The 26973-nt window shown below is 70.5% G+C and carries 25 protein-coding genes; 12 read left to right on the top strand and 13 right to left on the bottom strand.

Annotated features, from left to right (window positions below):
• Positions 1–9: 9 nt before the first annotated feature.
• The 4 genes from ACWIGU_RS13930 to ACWIGU_RS13945 form a co-directional block, all read right to left on the bottom strand.
• A complete protein-coding gene (locus ACWIGU_RS13930; protein ID WP_454400484.1) occupies positions 10–1242 on the bottom strand; it encodes an MFS transporter in 1233 nt (410 codons plus the stop codon).
• Between the two features lie 49 nt (positions 1243–1291).
• The gene (locus tag ACWIGU_RS13935; RefSeq protein WP_454400486.1) at positions 1292–2632 is read right to left on the bottom strand and encodes a GH1 family beta-glucosidase; all 1341 of its coding nucleotides are present in this window, start codon (positions 2630–2632) and stop codon (positions 1292–1294) included.
• Between the two features lie 65 nt (positions 2633–2697).
• Positions 2698–2964, bottom strand: a complete 267-nt coding sequence (locus ACWIGU_RS13940; protein WP_356278538.1) for a protealysin inhibitor emfourin — start codon at positions 2962–2964, stop codon at positions 2698–2700.
• Positions 2965–3036: 72 nt separating this feature from the next.
• Positions 3037–4110, bottom strand: a complete 1074-nt coding sequence (locus ACWIGU_RS13945) for a M4 family metallopeptidase (RefSeq protein WP_454400488.1) — start codon at positions 4108–4110, stop codon at positions 3037–3039.
• Positions 4111–4402: 292 nt separating this feature from the next.
• Here ACWIGU_RS13945 and leuA point away from each other — a divergent pair, with 292 nt between their 5' ends.
• The 5 genes from leuA (at position 4403) to ACWIGU_RS13970 (ending at position 11246) form a co-directional block, all read left to right on the top strand.
• Complete coding sequence (gene leuA, locus ACWIGU_RS13950; RefSeq protein WP_454400490.1) at positions 4403–6121, top strand: 2-isopropylmalate synthase; 1719 nt, start codon at positions 4403–4405, stop codon at positions 6119–6121.
• A 166-nt stretch (positions 6122–6287) separates the two neighbouring features.
• The gene (locus ACWIGU_RS13955) at positions 6288–7019 is read left to right on the top strand and encodes a TerB family tellurite resistance protein (protein WP_454400492.1); all 732 of its coding nucleotides are present in this window, start codon (positions 6288–6290) and stop codon (positions 7017–7019) included.
• A gap of 177 nt (positions 7020–7196) precedes the next feature.
• Positions 7197–9290: an MMPL family transporter gene (locus ACWIGU_RS13960; RefSeq protein WP_454400494.1), complete on the top strand. Its 2094-nt coding sequence runs from the start codon at positions 7197–7199 to the stop codon at positions 9288–9290.
• A 76-nt stretch (positions 9291–9366) separates the two neighbouring features.
• Positions 9367–10569 (top strand): sensor histidine kinase, encoded by a 1203-nt coding sequence (locus ACWIGU_RS13965; RefSeq protein ID WP_454400496.1) that lies wholly within the window; start codon positions 9367–9369, stop codon positions 10567–10569.
• A complete protein-coding gene (locus ACWIGU_RS13970) occupies positions 10566–11246 on the top strand; it encodes a response regulator (RefSeq protein WP_454400498.1) in 681 nt (226 codons plus the stop codon). The genes ACWIGU_RS13965 and ACWIGU_RS13970 overlap by 4 nt, the downstream gene beginning before the upstream one ends.
• A 35-nt stretch (positions 11247–11281) precedes the next feature.
• On the opposite strand, the gene ACWIGU_RS13975 is transcribed toward ACWIGU_RS13970, so the two are convergent.
• From ACWIGU_RS13975 to ACWIGU_RS13995, 5 genes are read right to left on the bottom strand one after another with little or no spacing between them, the layout of a single operon-like run.
• The gene (locus ACWIGU_RS13975) at positions 11282–12217 is read right to left on the bottom strand and encodes a dihydrodipicolinate synthase family protein (RefSeq protein WP_454400500.1); all 936 of its coding nucleotides are present in this window, start codon (positions 12215–12217) and stop codon (positions 11282–11284) included.
• Positions 12214–13218, bottom strand: coding sequence for an oligopeptide/dipeptide ABC transporter ATP-binding protein (locus ACWIGU_RS13980; RefSeq protein ID WP_454400502.1), 1005 nt, complete (start codon positions 13216–13218; stop codon positions 12214–12216). The genes ACWIGU_RS13975 and ACWIGU_RS13980 overlap by 4 nt, the downstream gene beginning before the upstream one ends.
• Positions 13215–15203 carry a dipeptide/oligopeptide/nickel ABC transporter permease/ATP-binding protein gene (locus tag ACWIGU_RS13985; RefSeq protein ID WP_454400504.1) on the bottom strand — a complete coding sequence of 663 codons (1989 nt, stop codon included), beginning with the start codon at positions 15201–15203 and terminating at the stop codon, positions 13215–13217. The genes ACWIGU_RS13980 and ACWIGU_RS13985 overlap by 4 nt, the downstream gene beginning before the upstream one ends.
• Positions 15204–16166 carry an ABC transporter permease gene (locus tag ACWIGU_RS13990; RefSeq protein ID WP_454400574.1) on the bottom strand — a complete coding sequence of 321 codons (963 nt, stop codon included), beginning with the start codon at positions 16164–16166 and terminating at the stop codon, positions 15204–15206.
• A gap of 30 nt (positions 16167–16196) precedes the next feature.
• Positions 16197–17819, bottom strand: coding sequence for an ABC transporter substrate-binding protein (locus ACWIGU_RS13995; RefSeq protein ID WP_454400506.1), 1623 nt, complete (start codon positions 17817–17819; stop codon positions 16197–16199).
• 194 nt (positions 17820–18013) lie between these two features.
• Here ACWIGU_RS13995 and ACWIGU_RS14000 point away from each other — a divergent pair, with 194 nt between their 5' ends.
• The 5 genes from ACWIGU_RS14000 to ACWIGU_RS14020 all read left to right on the top strand — a co-directional run bounded on the left by ACWIGU_RS14000 (position 18014) and on the right by ACWIGU_RS14020 (position 21209).
• Positions 18014–18757, top strand: coding sequence for a FadR/GntR family transcriptional regulator (locus ACWIGU_RS14000; protein WP_454400508.1), 744 nt, complete (start codon positions 18014–18016; stop codon positions 18755–18757).
• Positions 18758–19161: 404 nt separating this feature from the next.
• Positions 19162–19377 (top strand): hypothetical protein, encoded by a 216-nt coding sequence (locus tag ACWIGU_RS14005; protein WP_100594282.1) that lies wholly within the window; start codon positions 19162–19164, stop codon positions 19375–19377.
• 100 nt (positions 19378–19477) lie between these two features.
• Entirely contained in the window at positions 19478–19609 is a 132-nt protein-coding gene (locus tag ACWIGU_RS14010; protein ID WP_454400510.1) for a hypothetical protein, read from the top strand.
• Entirely contained in the window at positions 19606–20355 is a 750-nt protein-coding gene (recO, locus tag ACWIGU_RS14015) for a DNA repair protein RecO (RefSeq protein ID WP_100594283.1), read from the top strand. Before ACWIGU_RS14010 ends, recO begins: the two co-directional genes overlap by 4 nt.
• Before the next feature lie 23 nt (positions 20356–20378).
• Positions 20379–21209, top strand: coding sequence for an isoprenyl transferase (locus ACWIGU_RS14020; protein ID WP_454400512.1), 831 nt, complete (start codon positions 20379–20381; stop codon positions 21207–21209).
• Positions 21210–21374: 165 nt separating this feature from the next.
• Here ACWIGU_RS14020 and ACWIGU_RS14025 read toward each other — a convergent pair whose 3' ends face one another.
• The 4 genes from ACWIGU_RS14025 to ACWIGU_RS14040 are packed head-to-tail and all read right to left on the bottom strand — an operon-like array spanning position 21375 to position 24493.
• Entirely contained in the window at positions 21375–21779 is a 405-nt protein-coding gene (locus tag ACWIGU_RS14025) for a Fur family transcriptional regulator (RefSeq protein ID WP_454400514.1), read from the bottom strand.
• Between the two features lie 59 nt (positions 21780–21838).
• Positions 21839–22735: a metal ABC transporter permease gene (locus tag ACWIGU_RS14030; RefSeq protein ID WP_454400516.1), complete on the bottom strand. Its 897-nt coding sequence runs from the start codon at positions 22733–22735 to the stop codon at positions 21839–21841.
• Between the two features lies 1 nt (position 22736).
• Positions 22737–23519, bottom strand: coding sequence for a metal ABC transporter ATP-binding protein (locus ACWIGU_RS14035; RefSeq protein ID WP_356278496.1), 783 nt, complete (start codon positions 23517–23519; stop codon positions 22737–22739).
• 17 nt (positions 23520–23536) lie between these two features.
• Positions 23537–24493, bottom strand: coding sequence for a metal ABC transporter substrate-binding protein (locus tag ACWIGU_RS14040; protein ID WP_454400518.1), 957 nt, complete (start codon positions 24491–24493; stop codon positions 23537–23539).
• Positions 24494–24693: 200 nt separating this feature from the next.
• Between ACWIGU_RS14040 and ACWIGU_RS14045 the strand changes: the two genes are divergently transcribed.
• A complete protein-coding gene (locus tag ACWIGU_RS14045) occupies positions 24694–26076 on the top strand; it encodes a glycine--tRNA ligase (protein ID WP_100594288.1) in 1383 nt (460 codons plus the stop codon).
• A 211-nt stretch (positions 26077–26287) separates the two neighbouring features.
• The gene (locus ACWIGU_RS14050) at positions 26288–26506 is read left to right on the top strand and encodes a hypothetical protein (RefSeq protein ID WP_356278487.1); all 219 of its coding nucleotides are present in this window, start codon (positions 26288–26290) and stop codon (positions 26504–26506) included.
• Positions 26507–26973 lie beyond the last annotated feature (467 nt).

The following is a 26973-nucleotide window of genomic DNA, read 5'->3' on the forward strand; positions in this document are numbered from 1 at the left end:
GCCCACCGCTCAGGCCACCGACCGGATCCGCCGTACCAGGAGCGCCCCCACGAGCCCGATCACCGCCGCCACCAGGTACAGGACGCGGTAGCCGCCGAGGTACGTCACGATCGGCGCGGCGAGCGCGGGCGCGGCGACCTGGGGCAGGGAGTTGGCGACGTTGATGAGGCCCAGGTCCTTGCCCCGGTCCATGGCCTTGGGTAGGACGTCCGTCATCAGCGCGAAGTCGACCGAGGTGAAGACGCCGAAGCCGATGCCGAGGACCGCCGCCGCGACGATCGCGCCGGGCCAGGTCTGCCAGCCGGACAGCCCGGCCGTCGCCACCGCCATCAGGACGCCCGACCAGATCACGAAGGGCTTGCGGCGCCCCACCCGGTCGGAGGCGACCCCGGCCACGACGACCGTGCACAGCAGGGTCACGCCGTTGACGGCGGTCAGGATCAGTACGCCCTGGTCGGGGTCGCCGTAGTGCAGGCGGTCGCGCAGGTAGTAGAGGAGGTACAGGAGGACCAGCGCGTTGCTGAGGTTGATCAGGAAGCGGGTCAGCCAGGCCCAGCCGAGGTCGGGGTGGCGGCGGGGGCTCAGCCAGAATCCGGCCAGGAAGGTCCGCCAGGCCCACGGCGGCCGGTCCGCCGGGGCGAGCCGCAGGTCCGGATGGCGCAGCACGTACGGCAGGACGCCCACCAGGGCGAACACCGCGCACGCCGTGTACCCGGCGCCGACCCCGCCCACGACCGTCGCGAGCCCCGTGCCCACGACCACGCCCAGGATCTGCGCGGCCCCCAGCCAGCCGCCCACCGCGCCCCGCTGGAGCCGCGGCACCCGGTCGGGCACGGCCGCCGTCACCGCCGCGAACGCCGCGTTCAGCGTCAGCTGCACCAGGCACCAGCCGGCCGCCATCGTCCACACCGACCCGGCGCCCGCCAGCAGGAGCAGCGCACACGCGCCGCCCGCCGCGCCCGCCACGATCCACGGCGTACGCCGCCCGAACCGCGACACCGTACGGTCCGAGAGCGCGCCGAAGAACGGGTTCGCGGCGAGCGACACCACGGCGCCCACCCCGGTCACCCACGCGAGCAGCGTCTCCTTGGACAGGCCGGTGCCGGGCGCGAAGTCCTCGGCCTGGAGGGCGAGCAGGACCTGCAGGGGCCCGTACCAGCCGACCCAGATCGCCCCGTTGGCCAGCGACAGCGCGGCCGTCCAGCCGCGCCCGACCCTCTCCCAGTTCTCGGCTTCGCTCAAACCGGGGGGACCCCCATGACGGGCTCGTCGAGCGCCGTGGCGGCGACCGTCATGCGCGCTGCGCCCGCAGCACGTCCCGCAGCCAGTGGTACGACGCCTTGGGCGTGCGCTCCAGGGTCGCGTAGTCGACGTGGACGAGGCCGAAGCGGCGCGCGTAGCCCTCCGCCCACTCGAAGTTGTCCATCAGCGACCACACGAAGTAGCCGCGCACGTCGACACCGGCCTCAAGGGCCCGGTGCAGGGCCCGCAGATGCCCGTCCAGGTACGCGATCCGCTCCTGGTCGTCCACCCCGTCGTAACTGCAGCCGTTCTCGGTGATGACGAGGGGCGGGAGCCGGTCGCCGTAGCGGTCGCGGAAGGAGAGGAGGAGCTCGGTGAGCGCTTCGGGGACCACCGGCCAGCCGAAGTCCGTGACGGGATATCCCTCGATCTCCCTCGGGGAGAAAGGGAGTTCGGGCGGCAGGGTGAGGCCGGAGAACTCCGTCGCCGTCCCCGACGCGAGCGGCGCGCCCACCTTGGTCGGCTGGTAGAAGTTGATCCCGTACCAGTCCACGGGCTCCGAGATCACCGACAGATCGGCGTCCACATCGCCCGGCATCAGGTCCCCGATGCCCTCCGGGTAGGCGCCGAGCAGCAGCGGATCGGCGAAGAGCCGGTTGAGGAGCACGTCGTAGAAGTCCGCGGCCTCGCGGTCGGCCGGGTCCTCGGAGGCGGGCCAGGTCGGGCCGTGCGAGTTCGCGATCCCGATGTCCGTGGCGCCGGCCGCGCGCAGCGCCCGTACGGCGAGGCCGTGGGCGAGGAGCTGGTGGTGGGCCGCCGGCAGAGCGTCGAACAGGAGCTGCCTGCCGGGCGCGTGCCGGCCGAGCGCGTGGCCGAGGAGGGTGTGCTCGGCGGGCTCGTTGAGCGTGATCCACTTCTGTACGCGGTCGCCGATACGGTCCGCGACCTCGGCCGCGTAGTCCGCGAAGAGCGACGCCGTGTCCCGCTTCAGCCAGCCGCCCGCCTCCTCCACGGACAGCGGGGTGTCCCAGTGGAAGAGCGTCGGCACGGGCTGTACGCCCGTCGCGCACAGCGCGTCGACGAGCCGGTCGTAGAAGTCGAGGCCGCCCGGCGACAGGACCCGCGGCCAGGAGACGGAGAAGCGGTACGCCCCCGCCCCGAGGCCGGCGATCAGCGCCACGTCCTCGCCGTAGCGGTGGTAGTGGTCGCAGGCGACGGCGGCCGTCGAACCGTCCTTCACCCGCCCCGGCTCTGCCGTGAACGCGTCCCACACCGAGGGCAGGCGCACGTCGGCGGCGCCCTCGATCTGATGGGCCGAGGTGGACACGCCCCACAGGAAGTCGTGCGGGAACTGAGGTACCGGTTCGCTCGCTGCCATGCGCGCGATCATCCGTACCGGCGGTAAGGGAAGTCAACGCCCTTGCAGGAAAAGGTCGTTACACACCCTGAGGGCCGCTAAGCCCCTTCCTTCAGCACCCGCGAGATCAGCCCCCGCTGCTCGTCCGTGAGCCGCGGATCCGCGCAGTACACGGTCTTCCCGTCCACCGTGATCGTGTAGCTGAACCCGTCCGGCACCCCCACGGGCGGCGTGTCCCGGCCCCCGGCCAGCGCCTGCTCGGCGAGGGCGTGCCACTCGTGGGCGTCGGCACGGCCCGAGGTGTCGACCTCGGCCCGCCGCTCGATCCCGGCGAACCCTCCGGTACGGATGACCTGAATACGCATGGCACCTGTCTACTCCAGCGGCCGCCCGCTGCCCAGCCGGGCGGCCGCCGAGCCCTGTGCCTGAGCCGGGCCCTACTCCGTGGGCACGCCCACCTGCGACCAGGCCTTCTGGACGGACTCCAGCTCCTCGCCGTCCTTGTAGCGGGTGCGCGCCGCCTTCACCGTCAGCTTCGCGAAGTCCGTGAAGGACGCGTCCTGCGCCAGTTCCCCGCCGGTCAGGACGTCGTACCAGATCTGCCCGGCCCGCTCCCACGCGTGGCCGCCGAGCGCCACGGCCAGCAGATAGAAGGCGTGGTTCGGGATGCCGGAGTTGATGTGCACACCGCCGTTGTCGCTGCTGGTCTGCACGAAGTGGTCCATGTCGGCGGGCTGCGGGTCCTTGCCGAGCACGTCGTCGTCGTACGCCGTGCCGGGCGCCTTCATGGAGCGCAGCGCCTTGCCGGTGACGCGCGGCGCGAGCAGGCCCGCGCCGATCAGCCAGTCGGCGTCGGCGGCGCCCTGGCCGAGCGAGTACTGCTTGATCAGGGAGCCGAAGACGTCCGACACGGACTCGTTCAGGGCGCCCGGCTGCCCGAAGTACGTGAGGTTCGCCGTGTACTGGGTGACGCCGTGCGTCAGCTCGTGGCCGATCACGTCGACCGGGATGGTGAAGTCGAGGAAGATCTCGCCGTCCCCGTCGCCGAACACCATCTGCTCGCCGTTCCAGAACGCGTTGTTGTAGTCGTTGTCGAAGTGCACGGACGCCTTCAGCGGCAGACCGCTGCCGTCGACGGAGTCGCGGGCGTACTTCTCCAGGTACAGCTCGAAGGTGGCGCCGAGGCCCGCGTACGCGCGGTTGACGGTCGCGTCCTTGCCGGGCTCGTCCCCCTCGCCGCGGACCTTCGTGCCCGGCAGCTCGGTGCGGTGGCCCGCGTCGTAGAGCGTGCGGTGCGGCTTGTGCTCGACGGCGTCGATGGGCGCGGCCACCGAGGGGGCGCCGATCACGGTGGTCAGGCGGCGGCGTGTGCGCTCGAGGGCGTCGCGTTCCAGGGTGCGGCGGGCCAGGGCGGAGAGGGCGGGGTCGCCGGAGCGGGCAGCCTTGTCGAGGATGTGGGGCGGCACGATGGTGCAGAAGACGGGCTCGAAGCCCGAGCGGTTCGCGGTCATGGCGGCAATGTGGCACTGCGTGACCTCAGTGTCACTACCTGCAGCCAGGATTAATGGAATAGAGGTATTCGTCACCTCTTGCCCGTTACCTGACGGCGATCCCGCATACTGATACAGACCCGCGTCCCTCGCACGGCTGGGCTAGGCTGCGACGCATCATGCGTTACGGGCTGCTTCTCCTTAGCTGCCGCGGCGAGGGCCTGTAGTCGAGGCCGACCCCCTCCCCGCGGAGTTCGGTGTTGCGCTCAGACCGTCGGCCGTCCTTCCGGACACACCCGAGGAGCCCCCGCACATGTCGAATTTCCAGCGCCCCACTTCCATGCCGGTCCACAAGTACGGACAGTACGAGCAGGTCGACATCCCCGACCGCACGTGGCCCGGCAAGCGAGTCACCGTCGCCCCCCGCTGGCTCTCCACCGACCTGCGCGACGGCAACCAGGCGCTGATCGACCCGATGTCCCCGGCGCGCAAGCGCGAGATGTTCGACCTCCTGGTCCGCATGGGCTACAAGGAGATCGAGGTCGGCTTCCCCGCCTCCGGCGAGACGGACTTCGCGTTCGTACGGTCGATCATCGAAGAGGGCGCGATCCCGGACGACGTGACGATCTCCGTGCTGACGCAGGCGCGCGAGGAGCTCATCGAGCGCACGGTCGAGTCCCTGAAGGGCGCCAAGCGCGCCACGGTGCACCTGTACAACGCGACCGCGCCGACCTTCCGCGAGATCGTCTTCCGCGGCACCAAGGAACAGATCAAGCAGATCGCCGTCGACGGCACGCAGCACGTCATGGACTACGCGGAGAAGATCCTCGGCCCGGAGACGACCTTCGGATACCAGTACAGCCCGGAGATCTTCACCGACACCGAGCTGGACTTCGCCCTGGAGGTCTGCGAGGCGGTCATGGAGGTCTACAAGCCGGGCCCCGGCCGCGAGATCATCCTCAACCTGCCCGCCACGGTGGAGCGTTCGACCCCGTCCACGCACGCGGACCGCTTCGAGTGGATGCACCGCAACCTGTCGAACCGCGAGTACGTCTGCCTGTCCGTGCACCCGCACAACGACCGCGGCACGGCCGTCGCCGCCGCCGAGCTGGCCCTGATGGCGGGCGCCGACCGCATCGAGGGCTGCCTGTTCGGCCAGGGCGAGCGCACCGGCAACGTCGACCTGGTCACACTGGGCATGAACCTGTTCTCGCAGGGCGTCGACCCTCAGATCGACTTCTCCGACATCGACGAGATCCGCCGCACCGCCGAGTACTGCAACCAGATGGAGGTCCACCCGCGCCACCCCTACGCGGGCGACCTGGTCTACACGTCCTTCTCCGGCTCCCACCAGGACGCCATCAAGAAGGGCTTCGAGGCGATGGACGCGCGGGCCGCGGCCGCGGGCAAGTCCGTCGACGACATCGAGTGGGCGGTCCCGTACCTGCCCATCGACCCGAAGGACGTCGGCCGCTCCTACGAGGCCGTCATCCGCGTCAACTCGCAGTCCGGCAAGGGCGGTATCGCGTACGTCCTGAAGAACGACCACAAGCTGGACCTGCCGCGCCGCATGCAGATCGAGTTCTCGAAGATCATCCAGGCGAAGACGGACGCCGAGGGCGGCGAGGTCACGCCGAAGGAGATCTGGTCGGTCTTCCAGGACGAGTACCTGCCCCACGCCGAGAACCCCTGGGGCCGCATCCAGGTCAGGGCCGGGCAGAGCACGACCGACACGGACGGCGTCGACACGCTGACCGTCTCGGCCGACGTCGACGGTGAGGCCACCGTCCTGACCGGTACGGGCAACGGCCCGATCTCCGCGTTCTTCGACGCACTGCAGGCCGTCGGTATCGACGCCCGCCTGCTGGACTACCAGGAGCACACGATGAGCGAGGGCGCCTCCGCGCAGGCCGCCTCGTACATCGAGTGCGCGATCGGCGACAAGGTCCTGTGGGGCATCGGCATCGACGCGAATACGACACGCGCGTCCCTGAAGGCCGTGGTCTCCGCGGTCAACCGCTCCGCACGCTGACCCAGGTCACCGGCACGTTCCCCGGCCCCGTCCGCCCTCGTGGCGGGCGGGGCCGCGTCGTATACCGGCCACGGTCCCGTACAAGGTGATGACGCCGTATCAACAATGTGGCTAACATCACGCCCAACCAGGCGATGGGGCCTGGGGGTCGACGGAGGTGTGCGACGTGCTGCCGAATTGGGGACGAACCAGTCGTAACGGTCCCGGTGTTCCCGTGGCACGCGCCGGGGACCGCCCCCTGTCGGGCCTGATCGGCGTCCGCACCGCGTGGACCACCGTCGGCGACGGCGAGTTCTTCTGTCCCGGCTGCGGCGGCGACCGCAACTACCGCCGCCGCACGGGCCGTCGCCGCTTCGTGCTCCTCGGCATCCCGCTCGTCCCGCGCGGCTCCACCGGCCCCGTCGTCGAATGCGCCGCCTGCGAGGACCGGTTCGCCGCCGACGTCCTCGACCACCCCACCACGCACCGCTTCTCCGCGATGCTCCGCGACGCCGTCCACACCGTCGTCCTCGCGGTCCTCTCCGCGGGCGGAGTCTCCTCCCGTACGGCACTGGAGACGGCCGTCGGGACGCTGCGCGGCGCCGGGTTCGACGACTGCACGGACGTCCAACTCGCCGCACTCGTCGAGGCGTTGCTCACCGACGCGGGCCGCGTCCCCGAACACTGCGGGCCCGGCGCCGGACTCGCCATCGAACTCCATGAGGCCCTCGACCCGCTCGCCCCGCACCTCGCCCCCGCCGGACGCGAGTCGATCCTCCTCCAGGGCGCCAGAATCGCGCTCGCCGACGGGCCCTACACGCCCGCCGAACGCGACGTACTCAGCACCGCGGGCGCCGCGCTCACCATGTGCACCGACGAGGTCTCGCAGCTCCTGGAAGCCGCCCGCACCCCGTCGTGACGCCGTACGGCGCTCCCGTACTCCCCAGGGAGTAACGAGCCGCCGCCCGCACCCCCGGCAGTACCCCGCACCTCGCCCTCACGCCCGACGAACCGAGGCCTCCCCGACGGGAGTCTGGAGACGTCCTGTCCGACCGGACGGCGACACCGGACACCGTGACCTGAGGGAGGCCCGCCGATGGGGGGCGTACCGACAAAGAGGCGCCGGGCAGCCGTGCCCTGGACGCTGCTCGGCCTGTGGATCGCCGTGCTCGCGATCGCCGGGCCCTTCGCCGGCAAGCTGAGCGACGTCCAGCACGACCGGGCCGTCGACTATCTGCCGGCGAGCGCCGACTCCACGCAGGTGGCGAAGATCCAGGACGGACTGCCGGGCGGCGAGAGCACCGAACTCGTCCTCGTCTACCACCGCGACGGCGGGCTCACCGCGGCCGACCGCACCACGGCCGCCGCCCAAGTCGCCCGCATCGACCGGGACTTCGACCTCACCGCCGCCCCGAAGGGCGTACCGTCCCGCGACGGCGCCACCCTCATGTACCCGGTCGCCAGCACCGCACCGGGACACGACGAGAAGGCCCGCGACGCCTTCGTCAACGATGTGCGCGACATCGCCCACGACACCGGCGGCCTGAGCGTCGACACCGGCGGAGCAGGAGCGCTCGCCACCGACGCGAGCGAGGTCTACGGCTCGCTCGACGGCCCCCTGCTCTACACGACCGTCGCCGTCGTCGCGATCCTGCTCATCCTCATCTACCGCAGCCCGTTCCTGTGGCTCGTGCCGCTCGTCGTCGCGGGCATCGCCGACTTCCTGTCGATGGGCGTCGCCTACGGGCTCCACCAGGCGTTCGGCACCACCGTCAGCGGTCAGAGCTCCGGCGTGATGACGATCCTCGTCTTCGGCGCGGGCACCGACTACGCGCTGCTCCTCGTCTCCCGCTACCGCGAGGAACTGCGCCGCACCGAGCGGCCCTACGACGCGATGCGGGCCGCCCTGCGCGGCTGCGGGCCCGCCGTCCTCGCCTCGTCGGGGACCGTCGCCGTCGGCCTGTTCTGCCTGCTCGCCGCCGACCTCAACAGCAGCCGCGGCATGGGACCGCTCGGCGCCGTGGGCGTCCTGTGCGCGCTCTTCGCCATGCTGACGCTGCTGCCCGCCGTCCTCGTCCTGCTCGGACGGCGCGTGTTCTGGCCGCTCGTCCCTGCGTACGGCTCCACGCCCAAGGTCCGCAGGTCCCTGTTCGCGGCGATGGGCAGCTCGGCCGGGCGCAGGCCGCTGACCGTCCTCGCCTGTGGCGCCCTGCTCCTCGGGGCGCTCGCGCTCGGCGTGTTCAGCCTGCCCGGCAGCCTCAAGCAGGAGGACACCTTCACCGACAAGCCGGACTCCGTCGTCGCGATGCAGACCCTGGCCGCCGCGTACCCCGAGCGCGGCACCCAGCCCATCAGCGTGATCACCCCGACGGGCCGCGCCGGCGAGACGCTCGCCACCTCGCGCGGCGTGCCCGGGGTCGCCGCCGCCGAGCAGGTGCGCAGCGGACACGGCTGGACGGAGATCTCCGTCACCGCCTCCGCCCCGCCCCAGTCCAGGGGCGAGACCACCACCATCGAGACCCTGCGCGACCGGCTCGACGGCAAGGGCTCGTACGTCGGCGGACCGAGCGCCCAGCAGCTCGACCTCAAGGACACCAACTCCCGTGACCGCAAGGTCGTCGTGCCGATCGTCCTGGCCGCCGTCCTGCTGATCCTCGTCGTGCTGCTGCGCAGCCTCGTGGCGCCGCTGATCCTGCTCGCCGCGGTCATCGCCGTGTGGGGCGCCTCGCTCGGCATCGCCGGACTCGTCTTCGGGCCGCTGTTCGGCTTCCAGGGCACCGACCCCGGACTCGGCCTGCTGACCTTCGTGTTCCTCGTCGCCCTCGGCGTCGACTACGGCATCTTCCTGATGCACCGCATGCGCGAGGAGTCCCTCGCGGGCGCCGAACCGGGAGCCGCCGCGCTGACCGCGCTGCGCACCACGGGAGGGGTGATCGCGTCGGCCGGACTCGTCCTCGCCGCGACGTTCTCGGTCCTCACCAACATGCCGCTGGTGTCACTCGTCGAGATGGGCTTCGTCATCGCGGTCGGCGTGCTCCTGGACACGTTCCTCGTCCGTACGTACCTGGTGACGTCGGCGAGCATGGCCCTCGGCCGTACGGTGTGGTGGCCCGGGCCGCTGTCCAGGAAGCCGCGGCCCCAGCAGCCACCGGCCCAGGAACCGGAGCGCACCCTCGCGCCCGCACCCTGACCGCCCCGCGGACCGTACGGCGCCCCTCTCTCCCCGCAGGGGCGTCCTCCGCGCCCTCCTGACGGAAGATGTACCGGTGGACGTCAAACACATCCTGGTCCCGGGCCTCGGCCGGCGCGACGTCAGCGCCGCCCGGACCCTGCGCGAGGACGCGCTCCTGGCCGCCGTCGTGGCGGTCGCCTCCGTCGTGATCGCCCTGACGACGAGCGGCAACGGCCGTCACCCCGACGCGCTCGGCTGGGCCCTGCTCCTGGCCGCGCACGTCCCGTCGGTGTTCCGGCGGCGGGCGCCGCTGCGGGCGTTCCTGGGCCTCGTCGTCTGCGTCGCCCCGTACCACGCCCTCGACTACAACCACACGGCGCCGATGGTGGTCTCCATGACCGCCCTCTACACGATCGCCGCGACAGGGCGTCCCCTGCGCACCCTGTTCCTCGGCGCAGGCGTCCTCGGCATCATGCTCGGCGTCAAGTTCGGCGAGGGCATGACCGAGGGCACGGAGGCGCTGCGGATCTCCGGCTGGATCGTCGCGTTCCTCCTGGTCGGCGTCATCGTCCGCGTCCACCGCCAGTACGTCGCGTCGGTCGTGGAGCGCGCCGAGCGGGCCGAACGGACCCGCGAGGAGGAGGCGCGGCGCCGGGTCGCGGAGGAGCGGCTGCGTGTCGCCCGCGACCTGCACGACCTGCTCGCCCACAGCATCACCCTCGTCGGCGTCCAGACGTCGGTGGCCGCCCACGTCCTCCAGGCCGACCCGGACCGCCTGGACCGCGCCGCCGTGGCCAAGGCGCTCGACGACATCGCCGAGACCTGCCGCACCGCACGCGGCGAACTGCGCGCCACCCTCGAAGTGCTGCGCGCAGGACCCGACGACAGCCGCGGCCCGCTCCCCGGGCTCGACGGGCTGCCCGACCTCGCCGAGGCCGCCCGCACCGCCGGAGCCACCGTCGACCTGTCCGTCGAGAACATGGAGGCACCGCCCGCCGTGGGCGCCGCGGCCTACCGCATCGTCCAGGAGGCCCTCACGAACGCCGTCCGGCACGGCGGCCCCGGACTCACCGTCCGCGTCGGCATCCGCAGCCGGGGCGACGCCCTCCACCTGCGCGTCGCGGACGACGGCGCACCCCCGCCCTCGCCCGGCCCCCAACCCGACCGGCCCCCGGGCTTCGGCCTGCTCGGCATGCGCGAGCGGGCCCGCAGCGTCGGCGGCACCCTCGACGCCGGGCCGCGCGCCCAGGGCGGATTCGAAGTCGCGGCGGTCCTGCCGACCGGGGGACACCCGTGACCGAGCCACAGGCCGTGCGCGTACTCCTCGCCGACGACCAGACCCTCGTACGGGCCGCGTTCGCGATGCTCGTCGAGTCCGCGCCGGACATGGAGGTCGTCGGCCAGGCCGGCACCGGCCGCGAGGCCGTGGAACAGGCCCGCACCCGCCGCGCCGACCTGATCGTCATGGACATCCGCATGCCCGACCTCGACGGCATCGAGGCGACCCGCCTGCTCGCCGCCGACGAGGACCTCGCGGGCGTCAAGGTCCTGATGCTGACGACGTACGACACCGACGAACACGTCGTCGAGGCGCTGCGGGCGGGCGCGTCCGGATTCCTCGTCAAGGACACCAAGCCCGCCGAACTCCTCGACGCCATCCGCACCGTCGCCGCCGGCGAGTCCCTGCTCTCGCCCGGCCCCACGGCCCGCCTGATCGCCCGCGTCCTGCGCGCCCCGGCCGAACCCGGCCCCGTCCCGCCCGGCCTCGCCGCGCTCACCGGCCGCGAGCGCCAGGTCCTGACCCTCGTGGCGCGCGGCCTCACCAACACGGAGGCCGCCGACGTCCTCGGCCTCAGCCCTCTCACGGTCAAGACGCACGTGAGCCGCATCATGGGCAAGCTGGCCGCGCGCGACAGGGCCCAACTCGTCATCGTGGCCTACGAGTCGGGCCTCATCGAGCCGGGCAGCGCCTGACCGTCCACGCTACAGCGGACCCACCCGCCGCCGCGCTACAGCAGACCGGCCGCCGCGAGGAACTTCCCCACCCGCTCGGTCTCCTCCGCGGACAGCGGGATCTGCGGTTCCGCCGTCACCGGGCAGTCGATCACGCCCCGCAGATACAGGGCCGCCTTGAACGCCCCGAGCGCGGACGAACTCCCGCCCATCCGCGCCGGATCCCCCACCCGCACCATCCGGAACAGCGCACACAGCCGCTCCTGCTCGATCCGCGCCCGCTCCCGGTCACCGGCCCGGCAGTACGCGTACAGCCGCGCGTACCCGGCCGGGTCGACGTTCCCGAGACCCGGCACCACCCCGTCCGCGCCCATCGCGAGCGCCGAGTCCACGGTCAGCTCCGACCCGGTCAGGACGCTGAACCCCGTGATGTCGGCGCGGGAGCGCGCCCCGATGAGGACCTCCCGGAACGCGCCCTCGTCACCGCTGGAGTCCTTCAGGCCGGCGAGCGTCCCGTCGGCGGCCAGGTCGAGGACGAGGTCGGCGCCCAGTTTGGAGTGCACCGACACCGGGAGGTCGTAGGCGAAGACCGGCAGGCCGCAGCGCTGGGCCAGGAGCCGGAAGTGGCGGGCGATCTCGGCCGGATGGGTGCGCGTGTAGAACGGCGCCGTCGCGACGATCCCGTCCGCGCCGGCCGCCGCCGCCGTGCGGGCGTGGTCGAGGACGCGCAGCGTCGCCATGTCGATCGCCCCGGCCAGGACGGGCAGCTGGCCGGCGACATGACCGACGACGGTGTCGACGACCACGGTGCGGTGCCGGTCGGGCAGGAAGGCCGCCTCGCTCGTCGAGCCGAGCACGAAGAGCCCGTCGACACCACCCGCGACGAGGTGGTCGACAAGGCGCACGAGGGAAGCGACGTCCACCTCGTTGTCCGGGGTCAGGGGCGTGCAGACGGGCGGGACGACTCCGGTCAGCGGGGTGCCTGGCGTCACGAGACCTCCTGGACGAGTTCGTGCGTGGACTGGCCCTCGCGCACGGGATGGTGGCAGCGGAACCGGTGCCCGTCACCGCCCGACTCGAACTCCGGCATCGCCTGCGCGCACACCGCGTCGGCCTTCCAGCACCGCGTGCGGAACGGGCAGCCGCTCGGCGGATGCGTCGCCGACGGTACCGGGCCGACCAGCGGAATCGGGTCGATCGGGTCGAGCAGCCCGGGTGTCGCCGAGAACAGCGCGCGGGTGTACGGGTGCCTGGCCCGGTCGAGCACGTCCTCGGACGGCGACTCCTCCACGATCCGGCCCAGATACATCGTGATCACACGGTCGCTCATGCGCCGCACGGTCTGGATGTCGTGCGAGACGAACACGAGGGCGAGACCGAGGCGTTCCTTCAGGTCGAGCAGCAGATTCAGGATCTGCGCCCGCACCGACACGTCGAGCGCGCTCGTCGGCTCATCCGCCACGACCAGGGCGGGTTCGAGGGCGAGGGCACGGGCGATCGCCACGCGCTGGCGCTGCCCGCCCGACAGCTGCCCGGGCAGCGCCCCGGCGAGCGCGCTCGGCAGCCCGACCAGGGACATCAGCTCCCGTACGCGCTCCTCGCGCGCGGCGGGCGTGCCACGGTGGTGGACGTCGAGGGGGTCGCGCAGGATCTGGCGGACGGTCAGGCGCCGGTTCAGGGCGGTCGACGGGTCCTGGAAGATCATGCCGACCCCTTCGCCGACGGTGGCGCGCCGCTCGCCCGGCTTCATGGTCCACAGGTCGCGGCCGTCCACGACGACCGTGCCGGACGTCGGGCGCTGCACCCCCACGAGGACCTTGGCGAGCGTCGACTTGCCGCAGCCGGACTCGCCGACCACACCGACCGTCTCGCCGGGGGACACGGACAGGTCGGCGCCGGTGAGGGCGTACACCCGGTCGCGGGCGAACAGGCCGCCGGAGCGGGCCCGGTGCACCACGTGGGCAGCTTTCAACTCGACCACGGGATCCGTCACTTGAGAGCCTCGCTTCCCCGGGGAGCCGGAACCGTGGGCGGCGGGACCACCGCCGGATGGTGACAGGCCGACGCGTGCCGCCGGCCGCCGAGCAGATCGGGCGCCGTCGTCCGGCACACCTCGCTCGCCATCGGGCACCGGTCGGCGAACCGGCAGCCCGCAGGGAAGTCGGCCGGTGAGGGCACGACACCCCGGATCTGCGTCAGCCGGTCCGCCGCCGTCTCCAGCGAGAGGACCGAGCCGAGCAGCCCGCGCGTGTAGTGGTGGGTGGGCGCCTCGACGAGGTCCGCCGTCACGCCCGTCTCCACGATCTGCCCGCCGTACATCACGACCACCCGGTCCGTGACGTCGGCGACGAGCGCCAGGTCGTGCGAGACGAGGATCAGCGCGAAGCCCAGCTCCTCGCGCAGCCGCAGCAGCAGCTCGATGACCTGCGCCTGCACGGTCACGTCGAGCGCGGTCGTCGGCTCGTCGGCGACGATCAGCTTCGGGCTGCGCGACAGGGCCATCGCGATCAGGACACGCTGGCGCTGCCCGCCCGACAGCTCGTGCGGGTAGCTGCGCAGGGTCCGCTCGGGGTCGAGGCCGACGAGGGAGAGCAGCTCGGCCGGGGTGCGCCTGCCACTCCGGCGTACGACCTGCTTGAGCTGGGAGCGCACGGTCATCGCCGGATTCAGCGAGGACAGGGCGTCCTGGTAGATCATCGCCATGTCGTGGCCGAGGAGGCGGCGCCTGGCCCCCATCGTGCGGCCGATCAGCTCCTGGCCGTCGAAGGTGACCCGGCCGCGGATCCGCGCGCCCTTGGGTTCGAGACCCATCACGGTCAGCGCGGTCAGCGACTTGCCGCACCCCGACTCGCCGACCAGGCCGAGCACTTCACCGGGGCGTACGTCGAAGGTGATGCCGTCGACGATGTCCACGCCGCCGTGCCGCGCGTCGAAGCCGATGGCGAGATCGGTGACCTGGAGGACGGGGTCGCCCTCGGGCAGGGGCCGGGCGCGGGACCTCAGCCGGGCGGCGGCCTCGGTGAGTCCGGGCAGTTCGAGGACGGTGCCGCTGCCGGGCTTCGGCGCTTCGAGGCGGTCCGCCTCCGCGCCGGACACGTCACGCGCGCCGGGCGCGGCCCACGCGTCGGACACGCCCTCGGACAGGACGTTGAGCGCCAGCACGGTGAGCAGCATCAGCAGACCGGGGAAGACGGTCGCCCACCAGCCCCCGATCAGGACCATGTTCTTGCCGTCCGCGATGACACTGCCCCACGACGGGTCGGGCGGCCGGACCCCCGCCCCGATGAACGACAGCGACGCCTCGAAGACGATGGCCTCCGCGACCTGCACCGTGCAGAACACCAGCACGGGCGCCGCGCAGTTGACCGCGACGTGCCGCAGCACGATGTGCGGCGTCCGCGCCCCGATCACCCGCTCCGCCGTCACGTAGTCCTCGCCGTACTGGTCGAGCACGTTGGCCCGTACGACCCGGGCGACCGGCGGAGTGAACAGGAACGCGATCGCGCAGATCAGTACGGGGATGCCGCCGCCGAACACGGCGACGAGGACCGCCGCCAGAGCGATCCCGGGGAACGCCATCACGACATCGAGACAGCGCATCAGAGTCTCGTCGACCGCCTTGCGCGACGTCGCCGCGATCGCCCCGAGCACCGCGCCCACCACGAGCGCGAGCAGCGTCGCGCCGAGCCCGATGGCCAGCGACCAGCGCGCCCCGTACATCAGCCGGCTGAGGATGTCGCGGCCCAGGCTGTCCTGGCCCATCCAGTGGCCGCCCGACGGATGCCCGGTGCCGTCGGTCTGCGACTGCTGGTCGAGCGGGTCGTGCGGTGCGAGCAGGGGCGCGAACAGCGCCATGAGGACGACGACGGCGACGACGGCGACGGCGATCCGGGACAGGACGGGCAGCCGGCGCAGGGACCGCAGCCGGATGCCCGGCCGGGACAGCGCCTCGGCGAGCGCTTCACGGGAGGTGACCATCTAGCTCTGCGCCCCCCTGAGCCGCGGGTTGACCATCAGATACAGGATGTCGATGGCGAGGTTCACGACGACGAACCCGACGGCCGTCGTCAGGACGACGCCCTGGACGACCGCCGGGTCACCGTTCTTCACCGCGTCGATCATCAGCTTCCCCATCCCCGGCAGGGAGAAGATCGTCTCCGTGACGACCGCCCCGCCCAGCAGATAGCCGACCCGCAGTCCGAGCACGGTCAGCGGATTGATCAGGGCGTTGCGCAGCACGTTGCGCCCCACCACGACGACCGGCGGAAGACCGCTGCCGATCGCCGTACGGACGTAGTCCTTGTCCAGCTCCTCGACCACCGCCGTACGCACGATGCGCGTCAGCTGCGCCGCGACCGGCAGGGACAGCGACAGCGCGGGGAGCGTCATGCACTTGAGCCAGCCGGTGAAGGAGTCCGCCGGATTGACGTAGCCGCCGGTCGGGAACCAGCCCTGCCCGACCGCCAGATACTGGATCATCAGCAGCGCCAGCCAGAACCCGGGCGCCGCAACCCCCGTCAGCGACACGACACGGATGACCTGGTCGAGGAGCCGGTCGCGGTGGATGGCCGCCGTGACTCCGAGCACCAGGGACACGGCGACCGCGACCGCGAGGCCGAGGAACGTCAGCTGGAGGGTCAGCGGCAGCGCGGTGGTCACCTGGTCGACCACCGGCTGCCGGGTCAGGGCGCTGACGCCCATGTCGCCCCGGACGAGATCGCCCACGAAGTGGAAGTAGCGCACGGGCAGCGGATCGAGAAGCCCGTTGCGCTCCCGGAAGTCGTGCAGCTGCCGGGGCGTCGGATTGGCGCCCTGGAAGAACGCCGACGCCGGATCGCTGTCCGAGAACCGCATCACGAGAAACACGAACAGGACGATGCCGAGCAGCAGCGGCACGAGCAGGACCAGGCGTCGGGCCAGAATTCTGGCGATCACGACCACGGGCACGAACTCCCTTGCGAGAAAGCCGCGTTACGCGGGCTTGGCCTTGAGCACGTTGATCCCGGGATAGGGCTGCGCCTGCACGCCGGTGATCTTCTTCGGGTCCCAGGCCGTCATCAGCTCGTTGTGCACGACCGGGTAGAGCACGGCCTGCTCGGCGACGATGTCGATGTACTCCTGGATCATCGTCTTCTTCTTCGCCGGGTCCGGCTCTCGCGTGGCCTGGTCCATCAGCTTGAAGAGGTTCTTGGCGTCGGAGCTGCCCGCCCAGCGCGCGTAGCCCATCCACAGGTTCGAGGGGCCGTAGTTGTAATGCATGATCAGGTCCGCGTCGACCCCGAACTGGTTGGGGTTCGAGGCGGCCGCCACGATCTGGTAGTCCTTCTTCTGGTCCATCTTCGTGAAGACGGCCGTGGTCTCCTGCGGATCGAGCGTCGTCTTCACGCCGATCGCGTCCCACGACGCCTTGATCGTCGGCAGACAGTCCATGATCCACGACACGTTGACGGACATCAGGGAGACCGAGAGCCCGCTCACCCCGGCGTCCTTGAGGAGCTTCTTCGCCTTCTCGGGGTCGTAGTCGTACACCGTCTTCGCCGGCCGGTGGTCGGGGTTGCCCTCGTTCAGGAACGAACTCGACGCCTTCCCGTGCCCCTTGAGTGCCACCTCGATCATCTTCTGCTTGTCGATGGCGTAGTGCAGGGCCTGCCTCACCCGCACGTCGTCGAACGGCTTGTGCGCGGTGTTGAACATCAGGAAGAGGTTGTTCATCCCGGCCCCGCCCTCGACGGTGAGGCCGCCCTTCTTCAGCTGGGTGATGTTCGCGTACGGGATGTTGTCGGCTATCTGCGCGTCCGCGTTGCCGCCGGAGATCTTCGCCACGCGGGGTGCCGCGTCCACGATGGTCAGCCAGTTCATCTTCTTGAACGACGCCTTGAGCGGCCCGTTGTAGTCCGGATACGCCTCGAAGGTGGTGTTCGTCTTCGGCTGGTGCGAGGTCTGCCGGTACGGGCCCGACCCCACCGCCTTGCCCTTGGTCGCGTCGTCCCACGCGCCCGGCTTCGAGAACACGTGCTTCGGCATGATCTTGGCGAGGGTCAGCCGCGCGGCCCCGTCGGGGAACGGGAACTTGAGGACGAGCTCGACGGAGTCGTCGCCCGTCTTCCTGACCTCCTTGAGCCAGCTCTCGAAGAACCCCTTGGCCAGCGACTGCGTGCCCGGGTCGAGGATCCGGTCGAAGACGAACACGACGTCGTCCGCCGTGACGGGCTTGCCGTCGTGCCACTTGGCGCCCGCGCGCAGGGTGAACTTCCAGGAGGTGGTGGCCAGTTCGGCGTCCGTCGGCACCTTCGTGGCGAGCGCCGCGTACGGCTCGCGTGTGATCGGGTCGGTGTCGAGGAGGCCCTCGTAGATGTGCTGGTTGCCGGCCATGGCGAAGGCCGACGCGGTCTGCGTCGGGTCCCAGCTTCCGTCGTTGCCGTACCCGATGACCGCGGTCAGCGAGGATCCGCCGCCTTTGCCACCGCCCGTGTCGTTGGTGGACTTCGGCCCGGACGAACAGGCCGACAGGGAGGTGGAGATGGCAGCTGCCGCGCCGAGGGCGCCGGTGTACTTGAGGAAGGATCGGCGGCCGGTGGGCTCGTGGTCGCTCATGGTGCCTCCAGAGAGGGAGATGCGCGGGAGATCCAACGTCCTACGTCTTGGTAGCGACGTGACCATAAGAGCGCCGCGATGGCCGGTCAAGAGATCGCGCAGAGAAGCCCGGAGGGAGGCCCGTGGAGCTCCGGGCGCCGGGCGGGAAGAAGTTTGGTCCTGACATGGGACGTGGGACGTCTGCTCGGCCTACGATGCGGCGCATGTCTGAGGAGCCCAGGAACCCGGCGATCCGGCACCGCCGCGTCAGCCAGCAGGTCCAGCGCGCGGTCACACAGCTCATCCTGGACAGAGGGCTGCGGCCCGGCGAACTGCTGCCCACCGAGGCCGAGTTGATGGAATCACTCGGCGTCAGCAGGAACTCCGTACGCGAGTCCCTCAAGGCACTCCAGGCACTCGACATCGTCGAGATCAGACACGGCTACGGCACCTACGTCGGCCAGGCCTCCCTCACCCCGCTCGCCGACGGCCTCACCTTCCGCACCCTGCTGCGCCCCGCCGCCGACGCGCACGCCCTCGCCGAGATCCTCCAGGTCCGCGAGATCCTCGAGGAAGGCCTGATCCGCAGGGTCGCCGCGGCCCCGCTCCCACCGGAGATCCTCGACCGGCTCGACGACATCGTCCGGAAAATGGCCGCCGCGGGCCAGATCGACGAGCCCTTCGCCGACCTCGACAGGGACTTTCACGAGACCCTCTACGGCTCGCTGGGCAACGAACTGATCCCGCAGCTCCTCGGCGCGTTCTGGAACGTCTTCGACCGGGTCGCCGGCGCGCGCTCCTGGTCCAGCGACCCCGCCCCCGACGTCACCGTCAGCCGCCACCGCGACATCGTCACCGCCCTGCGCGCCCAGGACGCCGTCGGCGCGCAGCGGGCCATGGCCCATCATTTCCGGGGCATCGAGGCACGCGCGGAACAGGAGACGAGAGGCGTCGAGTGAGCGCGCTGGATATCTGTGGAGTTACGCGTGCACATTCCCCCGGCTTCAAACAGCATCGAGCATCCCCGTTCTTAAGAGAGTGTTCGAATTCGCCCTCGCCGCATAGAGCCCAGAGGTCGTTCCCACTCTAATTGGCGCGCGTACCCGCCCGGGCGGGAAGCGTGAAATCCGACGGCGGCGGGGAGCCATCTGACGTGGGCGGAACGGCGGCCCGGTCATGCGATCGAAGGTGCGGGAAGGGCTGGGCGAATACCCGCGCCGGAGGTCGGGAATTGCCTCTCGCTTCACCCCGCTGACGATTCAGCGCCACGTCCCGTGTCTGCTCGTGGAATGGGGCCGTTGTTTCGGTTGACGCCGCCGCCCGCCGGGAAACGCACGGAACGTATGGACAGGAGCCAACGCCGATGAAGCCGCCAATCGGTTCTTACGCCGTCGACATCAGCACCGGACAGGTGGGCCGGGTCATGGGGCACGAGGGTCCGTACGTACAGCTCCGGCCCTTCGGAGGCGGCCGCGAATGGGACTGTGCCCCGGACACGGTGCGAGTGGCGACGACTTCCGAGCGGCTGCGGGCGGCAACGGCCTATGCGAACGCGAGGAGCCGCGGCGAGGTCCCCTGACTCCACCTGAGGTCCCCTGACCCCACCTCGAGAGGTCCCTTCACCGCACCCTTCGTAGGTCCCCGGCCCTCACCCCTTCGGCGTAGGCGAGAATAGGCGCATGAGCCTGTTCCGCGACGACGGCATCGTGCTGCGCACCCAGAAGCTGGGCGAAGCGGACCGCATCATGCTGTTCGCTCCCGGGGGGCGACCCCCGTACCCCCAGCCGGACACCCGCGGCGGCGCGCGATGAGTCTCTTTCGCGACGACGGCATCGTGCTGCGCACCCAGAAGCTGGGCGAAGCGGACCGCATCATCACGCTGCTCACCCGCAATCACGGGCGCGTGCGCGCCGTGGCGCGTGGTGTGCGGCGGACCAAGTCCAAGTTCGGGGCGCGGCTCGAACCCTTCTCGCACGTCGACGTGCAGTTCTTCGCCCGGGGCAGCGAGCTGATCGGGCGCGGGCTGCCCCTGTGCACCCAGAGCGAGACCATCGCCCCCTACGGTGGCGGCATCGTCAGCGACTACGCCCGCTACACCGCCGGCACCGCCATGCTGGAGACCGCGGAACGCTTCACCGACCACGAGGGCGAGCCGGCCGTCCAGCAGTACCTCCTCCTGGTCGGCGGACTGCGGACCCTCTCCAGGGGCGAGCACGAACCCCACCTCGTCCTCGACGCCTTCCTGCTGCGCTCCCTCGCCGTGAACGGCTATGCCCCGAGTTTCGGCGACTGCGCGAAGTGCGGCCTCCCGGGCCCCAACCGGTTCTTCTCCGTCGGCGCGGGCGGCTCGGTTTGCGTCGACTGCCGGGTACCGGGCAGCGTCGTACCCTCACCGCAGGCCCTCATCCTCCTCGGCGCGCTCCTGACCGGCGACTGGGAGACGGCGGACGCGTGCGAGGCACGCTTCGTCAGAGAGGGCAGCGGACTGGTGTCGGCGTATCTGCACTGGCACCTGGAGCGCGGACTGCGCTCCCTGCGTTACGTAGAGAAAAGCTAGAACTGAGCTAGGGGAGAGCCCACATGGCACGTCGCGGAATCCTCGGACGGTCCCGCCGTGAGTACAAGACGCCCGAACCGCACCCGACGGGCGCGCGGCCGCCGAAGATCCCCGGCGAGCTGGTGCCGGAGCACGTCGCCATCGTCATGGACGGCAACGGCCGGTGGGCGAAGGAGCGCGGACTGCCGCGCACCGAGGGACACAAGGTCGGCGCCGAGCGCGTCATGGACGTCCTCCAGGGCGCGATCGAGATGGGCGTCGGCGCGATCTCGCTCTACGCCTTCTCCACGGAGAACTGGAAGCGCTCACCCGACGAGGTCCGCTTCCTCATGAACTTCAACCGCGACTTCATCCGCAAGACCCGCGACCAGCTCGACGAGCTGGGCGTACGGGTGCGCTGGGTGGGCCGCATGCCCAAGCTGTGGAAGTCGGTCGCCCAGGAGCTGGAGATCTCCCAGGAACAGACCAAGGGCAACGACAAGCTGACCCTCTACTTCTGCATGAACTACGGCGGCCGCGCCGAGATCGCCGACGCCGCGCAGGCCATCGCCGAGGACGTGAAGGCGGGCCGCCTCGCCCCGTCGAAGGTCAGCGAGAAGACCTTCGCGAAGTACCTCTACTACCCGGACATGCCGGACGTCGACCTGTTCCTGCGCCCCAGCGGCGAGCAGCGCACCTCCAACTACCTGCTGTGGCAGAGCGCTTACGCCGAAATGGTCTTCCAGGACGTCCTGTGGCCCGACTTCGACCGCCGCGACCTGTGGCGCGCCTGCGTGGAATACGCCTCGCGCGACCGCCGCTTCGGCGGCGCGACGCCCAACGAGGTGCTCCAGCAACTGGAGGCGGAGGGCTAGACAGAGTCTGCGGGCCGTTGGGGGCTGGTCGCGCAGTTCCCCGCGCCCCTGAAGGCTTGCGGCTTCGCCGCGCCTTCCCCATCGGGGAAATGCTGCGCGGAGCGCATGCATTTCAGGGGCGCGGGGAACTGCGCACCCAGCCACACCCGACCCGCACCCGAAAACTCACTCCGCGGCAGCGCACTCCGCGCACGTACCAAAAATCTCCACCGTGTGCGCAACATTCACGTACCCGTGCTCCGCGGCGATCGCCTCGGCCCACTTCTCCACGGCCGGCCCCCCGACCTCGACCGCCTTGCCGCACACCCGGCACACCAGGTGATGGTGGTGCTCGCCGCTGGAACAGCGCCGGTAGACGGCCTCGCCGTCCGACGTGCGCAGGACATCGACCTCGCCCGCGTCGGCGAGGGACTGCAGGGTGCGGTAGACGGTCGTCAGACCCACCGAGTCACCCTTGTGCTTGAGGACGTCGTGGAGCTCCTGGGCACTGCGGAACTCGTCCACCTCGTCGAGCGCCGCCGCCACGGCCGCACGCTGGCGGGTCGACCTGCCTCGAACCGGGGCTCCCACTGTTGCCTCCTCGCATTTACTGCCGGCGGCCCATTGTGCCAGGCCGCGCGGTGCCCGGGTCAGACCTCGGCCCCGGCCTGACCGGGGATCCGGCCCGGAATCGCGCACTCCGCCGGGTCGCCGGCCGCGCTCGCCGCCGCCCGCGCCCTGCGCCTGGCCAGCGGCGTGGCGATCAGGCTGAAGACGATGAACGCCGCGATGGTCAGCAGCACGATCGTCGCGCCGGGCGGGATCTCGACGTAGTAGTTGGTGATGGTGCCGCCCAGCGTAGTGGTGACGCCGATGGCGACGGCGATCGCGAACGTCGCCGCGAAGCTCCGCGTCAGCTGCTGCGCCGCCGCCACCGGGACCACCATCAGCGCCGACACCAGGAGCAGGCCCACGACGCGCATCGCGACGGTGACGGTCGCCGCCGCGGTCACCGCGACGAGCAGGTTCAGGACGCGCACCGGCAGGCCGGTGACCCGGGCGAACTCCTCGTCCTGGCTGACCGCGAACAGCTGCCGGCGCAGACCGATCGTGACCAGGGCGACGAATCCGGCGAGGACGCAGATCGACACGAGGTCGCTCTGCGAGACGGTCGACAGCGAACCGAAGAGATAACTCTGCAGATTCGCCGTGGAGCCGCCGGGGGCGAGGTTGATCAGCATCACGCCGCCCGCCATACCCCCGTAGAAGAGCATCGCGAGCGCGATGTCGCCGCGCGTCTTCCCGTACCAGCGGATCAGCTCCATGATCACCACGCCGACCACGGAGACGGCCATCGCCATCCACACGGGCGAGGTGGAGAGCAGGAAGCCGAGGCCGACGCCCGTCATCGCGACATGGCCGATGCCGTCGCCCATCAGGGCCTGCCTGCGCTGGACGAGATAGATGCCGATCGCGGGGGCGGTGATGCCGACCAGGACCGCGGCGAGCAGGGCCCGCTGCATGAAGGCGGAGTCGAGGAATTCCATGTCAGCTCAGCAGTCCTGTGCGTACGGGGGTGAGATCCGAGGTGTGCGGGTGGACGTGGTCGTGGCCCGGCAGCGCGTGCTGGCCCACGGCCTCGGGCGGCGGCCCGTCGTGCAGGACACAGCCGTCGCGCAGCACGACCGCGCGGTCGATCAGCGGCTCCAGGGGACCCAGCTCATGCAGGACGAGCAGCACGGAGGCGCCGGCCGCGACCTGCGCCCGCAGCGTCCGAGCGAGGATCTCCTGGCTCGCCAGGTCGACGCCCGCCATGGGCTCGTCCATGATCAGCAGCTCGGGCTCGGAGACCAGGGCGCGCGCGATCAGCACGCGCTGGTGCTGGCCGCCGGAGAGCGCGTCCACCGAGTCCTTGGCACGGTCGGCCATCCCGACCAGGTCCAGCGCCCGGCGCACCGCCTCACGGTCGGCCTTGCGCAGCAGCCCGAACCGGGCCCGCGACAGCCGCCCCGAGGACACGACCTCGGTGACCGTGGCCGGCACACCGCCCGCGGCGGTCGTCCGCTGCGGCACGTAACCGACCCGCGCCCAGTCCCGGAACCGCCGACGCGGCGTACCGAAGATCTCGACCTCGCCGCCGCTGACCGGCACCTGCCCGATCACCGTACGGACGGCCGTCGACTTGCCCGACCCATTGGCGCCGAGCAGGGCCACGACCTCACCTCGGCGCACGGTCAGATCGATGCCGCGCAGCACGGGACGCGAGCCGAGCTCGGCCGTCACGCTGCGCAGGGCTATGACGGGCTCGCCGGCCTTCACCGATGCGTCCATGCCGCTGTCCTCCGTGGTCACTTGGCGCCGAGCGCCGTCTGCAGGGCCTTCAGATTCGAATCCATCACCTGGATGTAGTCATCGCCCTTGGACTTGTCCGTGATGCCCTCGAGCGGGTCGAGCACATCGGTCTTGAGGTGCGCGTCGCCCGCGAGGGTCTTCGCCGTCCTGTCGCTGACGAGCGTCTCGTAGAAGATCGTGGTCACCCCGTCGGCCTTCGCCATGCTCTGGAGATCCTTCACGCGCGCCGCGCTGGGCTCGCTCTCCGGGTCGAGACCGCTGATGGCCTCCTCGGTGAGCCCGTACCGCTCGGCCAGATAGCCGAAGGCCGCATGGGTCGTGATGAACACCTTCGAGTCGGTGTCCTTCAGCCCGTCCTTGAACCGCGTGTTCAGCCCGTCGAGCTTGCCGACCAGCGCCGCGGTGTTCTTCTTGTACGCCGCCGCGTGATCCGGGTCGGCCTTCTCGAAGGCCTTGCCCACACCCTTGGCGACCTCGGCGTACTTCACCGGGTCCAGCCAGATGTGCGGGTCGCTGCCGCCCTCCGAGCCGTGCTCGTGGTCGTGCTCCGCGGCGTGCCCGCCGACCTCGGTGCCGTGCTTCTCCAGATGCGTCAGCGACGCGGCATCGACCTTGGTCCTGATGCCGGACTGCTGTATCGCGTCGTCGACGGCCGGCTGGAGGCCCTTGAGATAGAGGGCGACCCCCGCGTCCTGGAGCTGCGCGGTCTGCTTCGCGCTGATCTCCAGATCGTGCGGCTCCTGGCCGGGCTTGGTCAGATTGGTGACGGCGACGTGGTCCCCGCCGATCTGCTCCGCGAGGTACTGCATCGGATAGAACGACGCCACCACCGCGAGCTTGCCGTCACCGTCCTTGCCGTCACCCGCGGAGGCGGAGCAGGCCGACAGGGCCGCGAGGCCGAGCACGGTGACGGAGGCGACAGCGGCGGTAGGTATGAGGCGTCGTACGTTCATGACACTCATTTTCAACAAATCTGGAAACGATTGTCAACAAGCTGTCGCCGCGATCACACCGAAACGGGCATCCCACCCCAGCCCGGACCCCGGACCCCCAACCGATTTGATCCGGAGCCCCACGCCGCCGGTAACCTGAAGCATTCGCATTCGCTCTGAAGCAGCAATCGCTTCGTCGTCGTCGTAATGAAGAGAGCACCGTGGCCGCCGACAAGATCGACACCATCGTCAGCCTCAGCAAGCGCCGTGGCTTCGTCTACCCGTGCAGCGAGATCTACGGCGGCCAGCGCGCCGCCTGGGACTACGGGCCGCTGGGCGTCGAGCTGAAGGAAAACCTCAAGCGCCAGTGGTGGCGCTACATGGTCACTTCGCGCGAGGACGTCGTCGGTATCGACTCGTCCGTGATCCTGGCGACCGAGGTCTGGCAGGCCTCCGGTCACGTCGCCACGTTCACCGACCCGCTCACCGAGTGCACCTCCTGCCACAAGCGCTACCGCGCGGACCACCTGGAGGAGGCGTACGAGGCCAAGCACGGCAAGCTGCCGGAGAACGGCCTCACCGACCTCAACTGCCCCAACTGCGGCAACAAGGGCACCTTCACCGAGCCCAAGCAGTTCTCGGGCCTGCTCTCCACGCACCTCGGCCCCACGCAGGACAGCGGCTCCATCGCCTACCTGCGCCCCGAGACCGCCCAGGGCATCTTCACCAACTTCGCCAGCGTCCAGCAGACTTCGCGCCGCAAGCCGCCGTTCGGCATCGCCCAGATGGGCAAGAGCTTCCGCAACGAGATCACGCCCGGCAACTTCATCTTCCGCACCCGCGAGTTCGAGCAGATGGAGATGGAATTCTTCGTCAAGCCGGGCGAGGACGAGAAGTGGCAGGAGTACTGGATGGAGCAGCGCTGGAACTGGTACACCGGCCTCGGCATGCGCGAGGAGAACATGCGCTGGTTCGAGCACCCGGCGGAGAAGCTCTCCCACTACTCCAAGCGCACCGCTGACATCGAGTACCGCTTCCGCTTCGGCGGCAACGAGTGGGGCGAGCTCGAGGGCGTCGCCAACCGCACGGACTACGACCTCTCCGCGCACTCCAAGGCCTCCGGCCAGGACCTCTCCTACTTCGACCAGGAAGCCGGCGAGCGCTACACCCCCTACGTCATCGAGCCCGCCGCCGGTGTCGGCCGCTCCATGCTCGCCTTCATGCTCGACGCCTACGTCGAGGACGAGGCGCCCAACGCCAAGGGCAAGATGGAGAAGCGCACCGTCATGCGCTTCGACCACCGCCTCGCCCCGGTGAAGGTCGCGGTCCTCCCGCTCTCCCGCAACCCGGAGCTGTCCCCGAAGGCCAAGGGACTCGCCACCGCGCTGCGCCAGAACTGGAACATCGACTTCGACGACGCCGGCGCCATCGGCCGCCGCTACCGCCGCCAGGACGAGATCGGTACGCCGTACTGCGTCACCGTCGACTTCGACACCCTCGACGACAATGCCGTCACGGTCCGCGAGCGCGACACCATGAAGCAGGAGCGCGTCTCCCTCGACCAGATCGAGGGCTACCTGGCGACGCGCCTCGTCGGCTGCTGAACCCAGGCCCCTGGCCCCCCTAAGGGGTCCCGCACCACAGGAAGCGGCCCAGGAGCGTGCACATCGCGCTCCCGGGCCGCTTCCGTCGTTTCCGGGCGGCCACGGACGCCGGCGAGACACACAACGCACCACAGAAACCCCCCTGTTGATATTGCTCTTGCTGCACACTCCTTGCGGAACGCGCGCCCACAGGGGCCGCGGAGGAGGCGTCATGCTGCCGAACACCACCACGAGCAAGGTCAGCCGCTGGGACCAGCACGGCCGGGAGCACACCGTGCGGGTACAGCGCACGGGCCCGCGCCGCACCATCAGATGCGACACCTGCGGCTGGCGAAAACCGGCCCAGTTCCTGCCCTGGCTCAAGGCCGAGGAGCACCTCGCCCAGGAGCACCAGGCGACAGTGGACCCCTCGGCCCAGGGGCCTCAGTAGGACCGAATTGACACAGGGCCCGGAGATCTCTAGAGTCCTCCGAGTTGTCACCCGGCCAGTCGGCCCCGTGGCAGCACCTCCGCCGCTCAAGCGGCACCCAAACAAGCAGCACGATCTCCCACCGGGAGCGAATTCGGCACGCCCGAATTCAATTCACGGTGGACTCGGTGGCCCGATTAGGAGCCGCCGGGGGGAATCCGCTAAAGTCTGGGACGTCGGAACGGCCCAACAGCCGGGAAGACACGGCATAAACATCCGGCTCCGCCGGGTGGCCACTGACTGGAAATCAGGCCCGAAAGGATCTGATAGAGTCGGAACCGCCGGAAAGGGAAACGCGAAAGCCGAAAGGCCGGAGCGGAAACCTGAAAGGCACCGAGGAAATCGGACGCGAAAGAGTCTGATAGAGTCGGAAACGCAAGACCGAAGGGAAACTGCCCGGAGGAAAGCCTGAGAGAGTCTCTCGGGTG

The sequence above is a fragment of the Streptomyces sp. NPDC055400 genome (genome assembly GCF_053644375.1).

Bases quoted from the DNA above. Each gene is read 5' to 3' on its own strand.
- ACWIGU_RS13935 (WP_454400486.1), bottom strand. From the start codon at position 2,632: ATGATCGCGCGCATGGCAGCGAGCGAACCGGTACCTCAGTTCCCGCAC.
- ACWIGU_RS13940 (WP_356278538.1), bottom strand. From the start codon at position 2,964: ATGCGTATTCAGGTCATCCGTACCGGAGGGTTCGCCGGGATCGAGCGG.
- ACWIGU_RS13945 (WP_454400488.1), bottom strand. From the start codon at position 4,110: ATGACCGCGAACCGCTCGGGCTTCGAGCCCGTCTTCTGCACCATCGTG.
- leuA (WP_454400490.1), top strand. From the start codon at position 4,403: ATGTCGAATTTCCAGCGCCCCACTTCCATGCCGGTCCACAAGTACGGA.
- ACWIGU_RS13960 (WP_454400494.1), top strand. From the start codon at position 7,197: ATGGGGGGCGTACCGACAAAGAGGCGCCGGGCAGCCGTGCCCTGGACG.
- ACWIGU_RS13985 (WP_454400504.1), bottom strand. From the start codon at position 15,203: ATGGTCACCTCCCGTGAAGCGCTCGCCGAGGCGCTGTCCCGGCCGGGC.
- ACWIGU_RS13995 (WP_454400506.1), bottom strand. From the start codon at position 17,819: ATGAGCGACCACGAGCCCACCGGCCGCCGATCCTTCCTCAAGTACACC.
- ACWIGU_RS14000 (WP_454400508.1), top strand. From the start codon at position 18,014: ATGCGGCGCATGTCTGAGGAGCCCAGGAACCCGGCGATCCGGCACCGC.
- ACWIGU_RS14005 (WP_100594282.1), top strand. From the start codon at position 19,162: ATGAAGCCGCCAATCGGTTCTTACGCCGTCGACATCAGCACCGGACAG.
- ACWIGU_RS14010 (WP_454400510.1), top strand. From the start codon at position 19,478: ATGAGCCTGTTCCGCGACGACGGCATCGTGCTGCGCACCCAGAAGCTG.
- recO (WP_100594283.1), top strand. From the start codon at position 19,606: ATGAGTCTCTTTCGCGACGACGGCATCGTGCTGCGCACCCAGAAGCTG.
- ACWIGU_RS14020 (WP_454400512.1), top strand. From the start codon at position 20,379: ATGGCACGTCGCGGAATCCTCGGACGGTCCCGCCGTGAGTACAAGACG.
- ACWIGU_RS14030 (WP_454400516.1), bottom strand. From the start codon at position 22,735: ATGGAATTCCTCGACTCCGCCTTCATGCAGCGGGCCCTGCTCGCCGCG.
- ACWIGU_RS14035 (WP_356278496.1), bottom strand. From the start codon at position 23,519: ATGGACGCATCGGTGAAGGCCGGCGAGCCCGTCATAGCCCTGCGCAGC.
- ACWIGU_RS14040 (WP_454400518.1), bottom strand. From the start codon at position 24,493: ATGAACGTACGACGCCTCATACCTACCGCCGCTGTCGCCTCCGTCACC.
- ACWIGU_RS14050 (WP_356278487.1), top strand. From the start codon at position 26,288: ATGCTGCCGAACACCACCACGAGCAAGGTCAGCCGCTGGGACCAGCAC.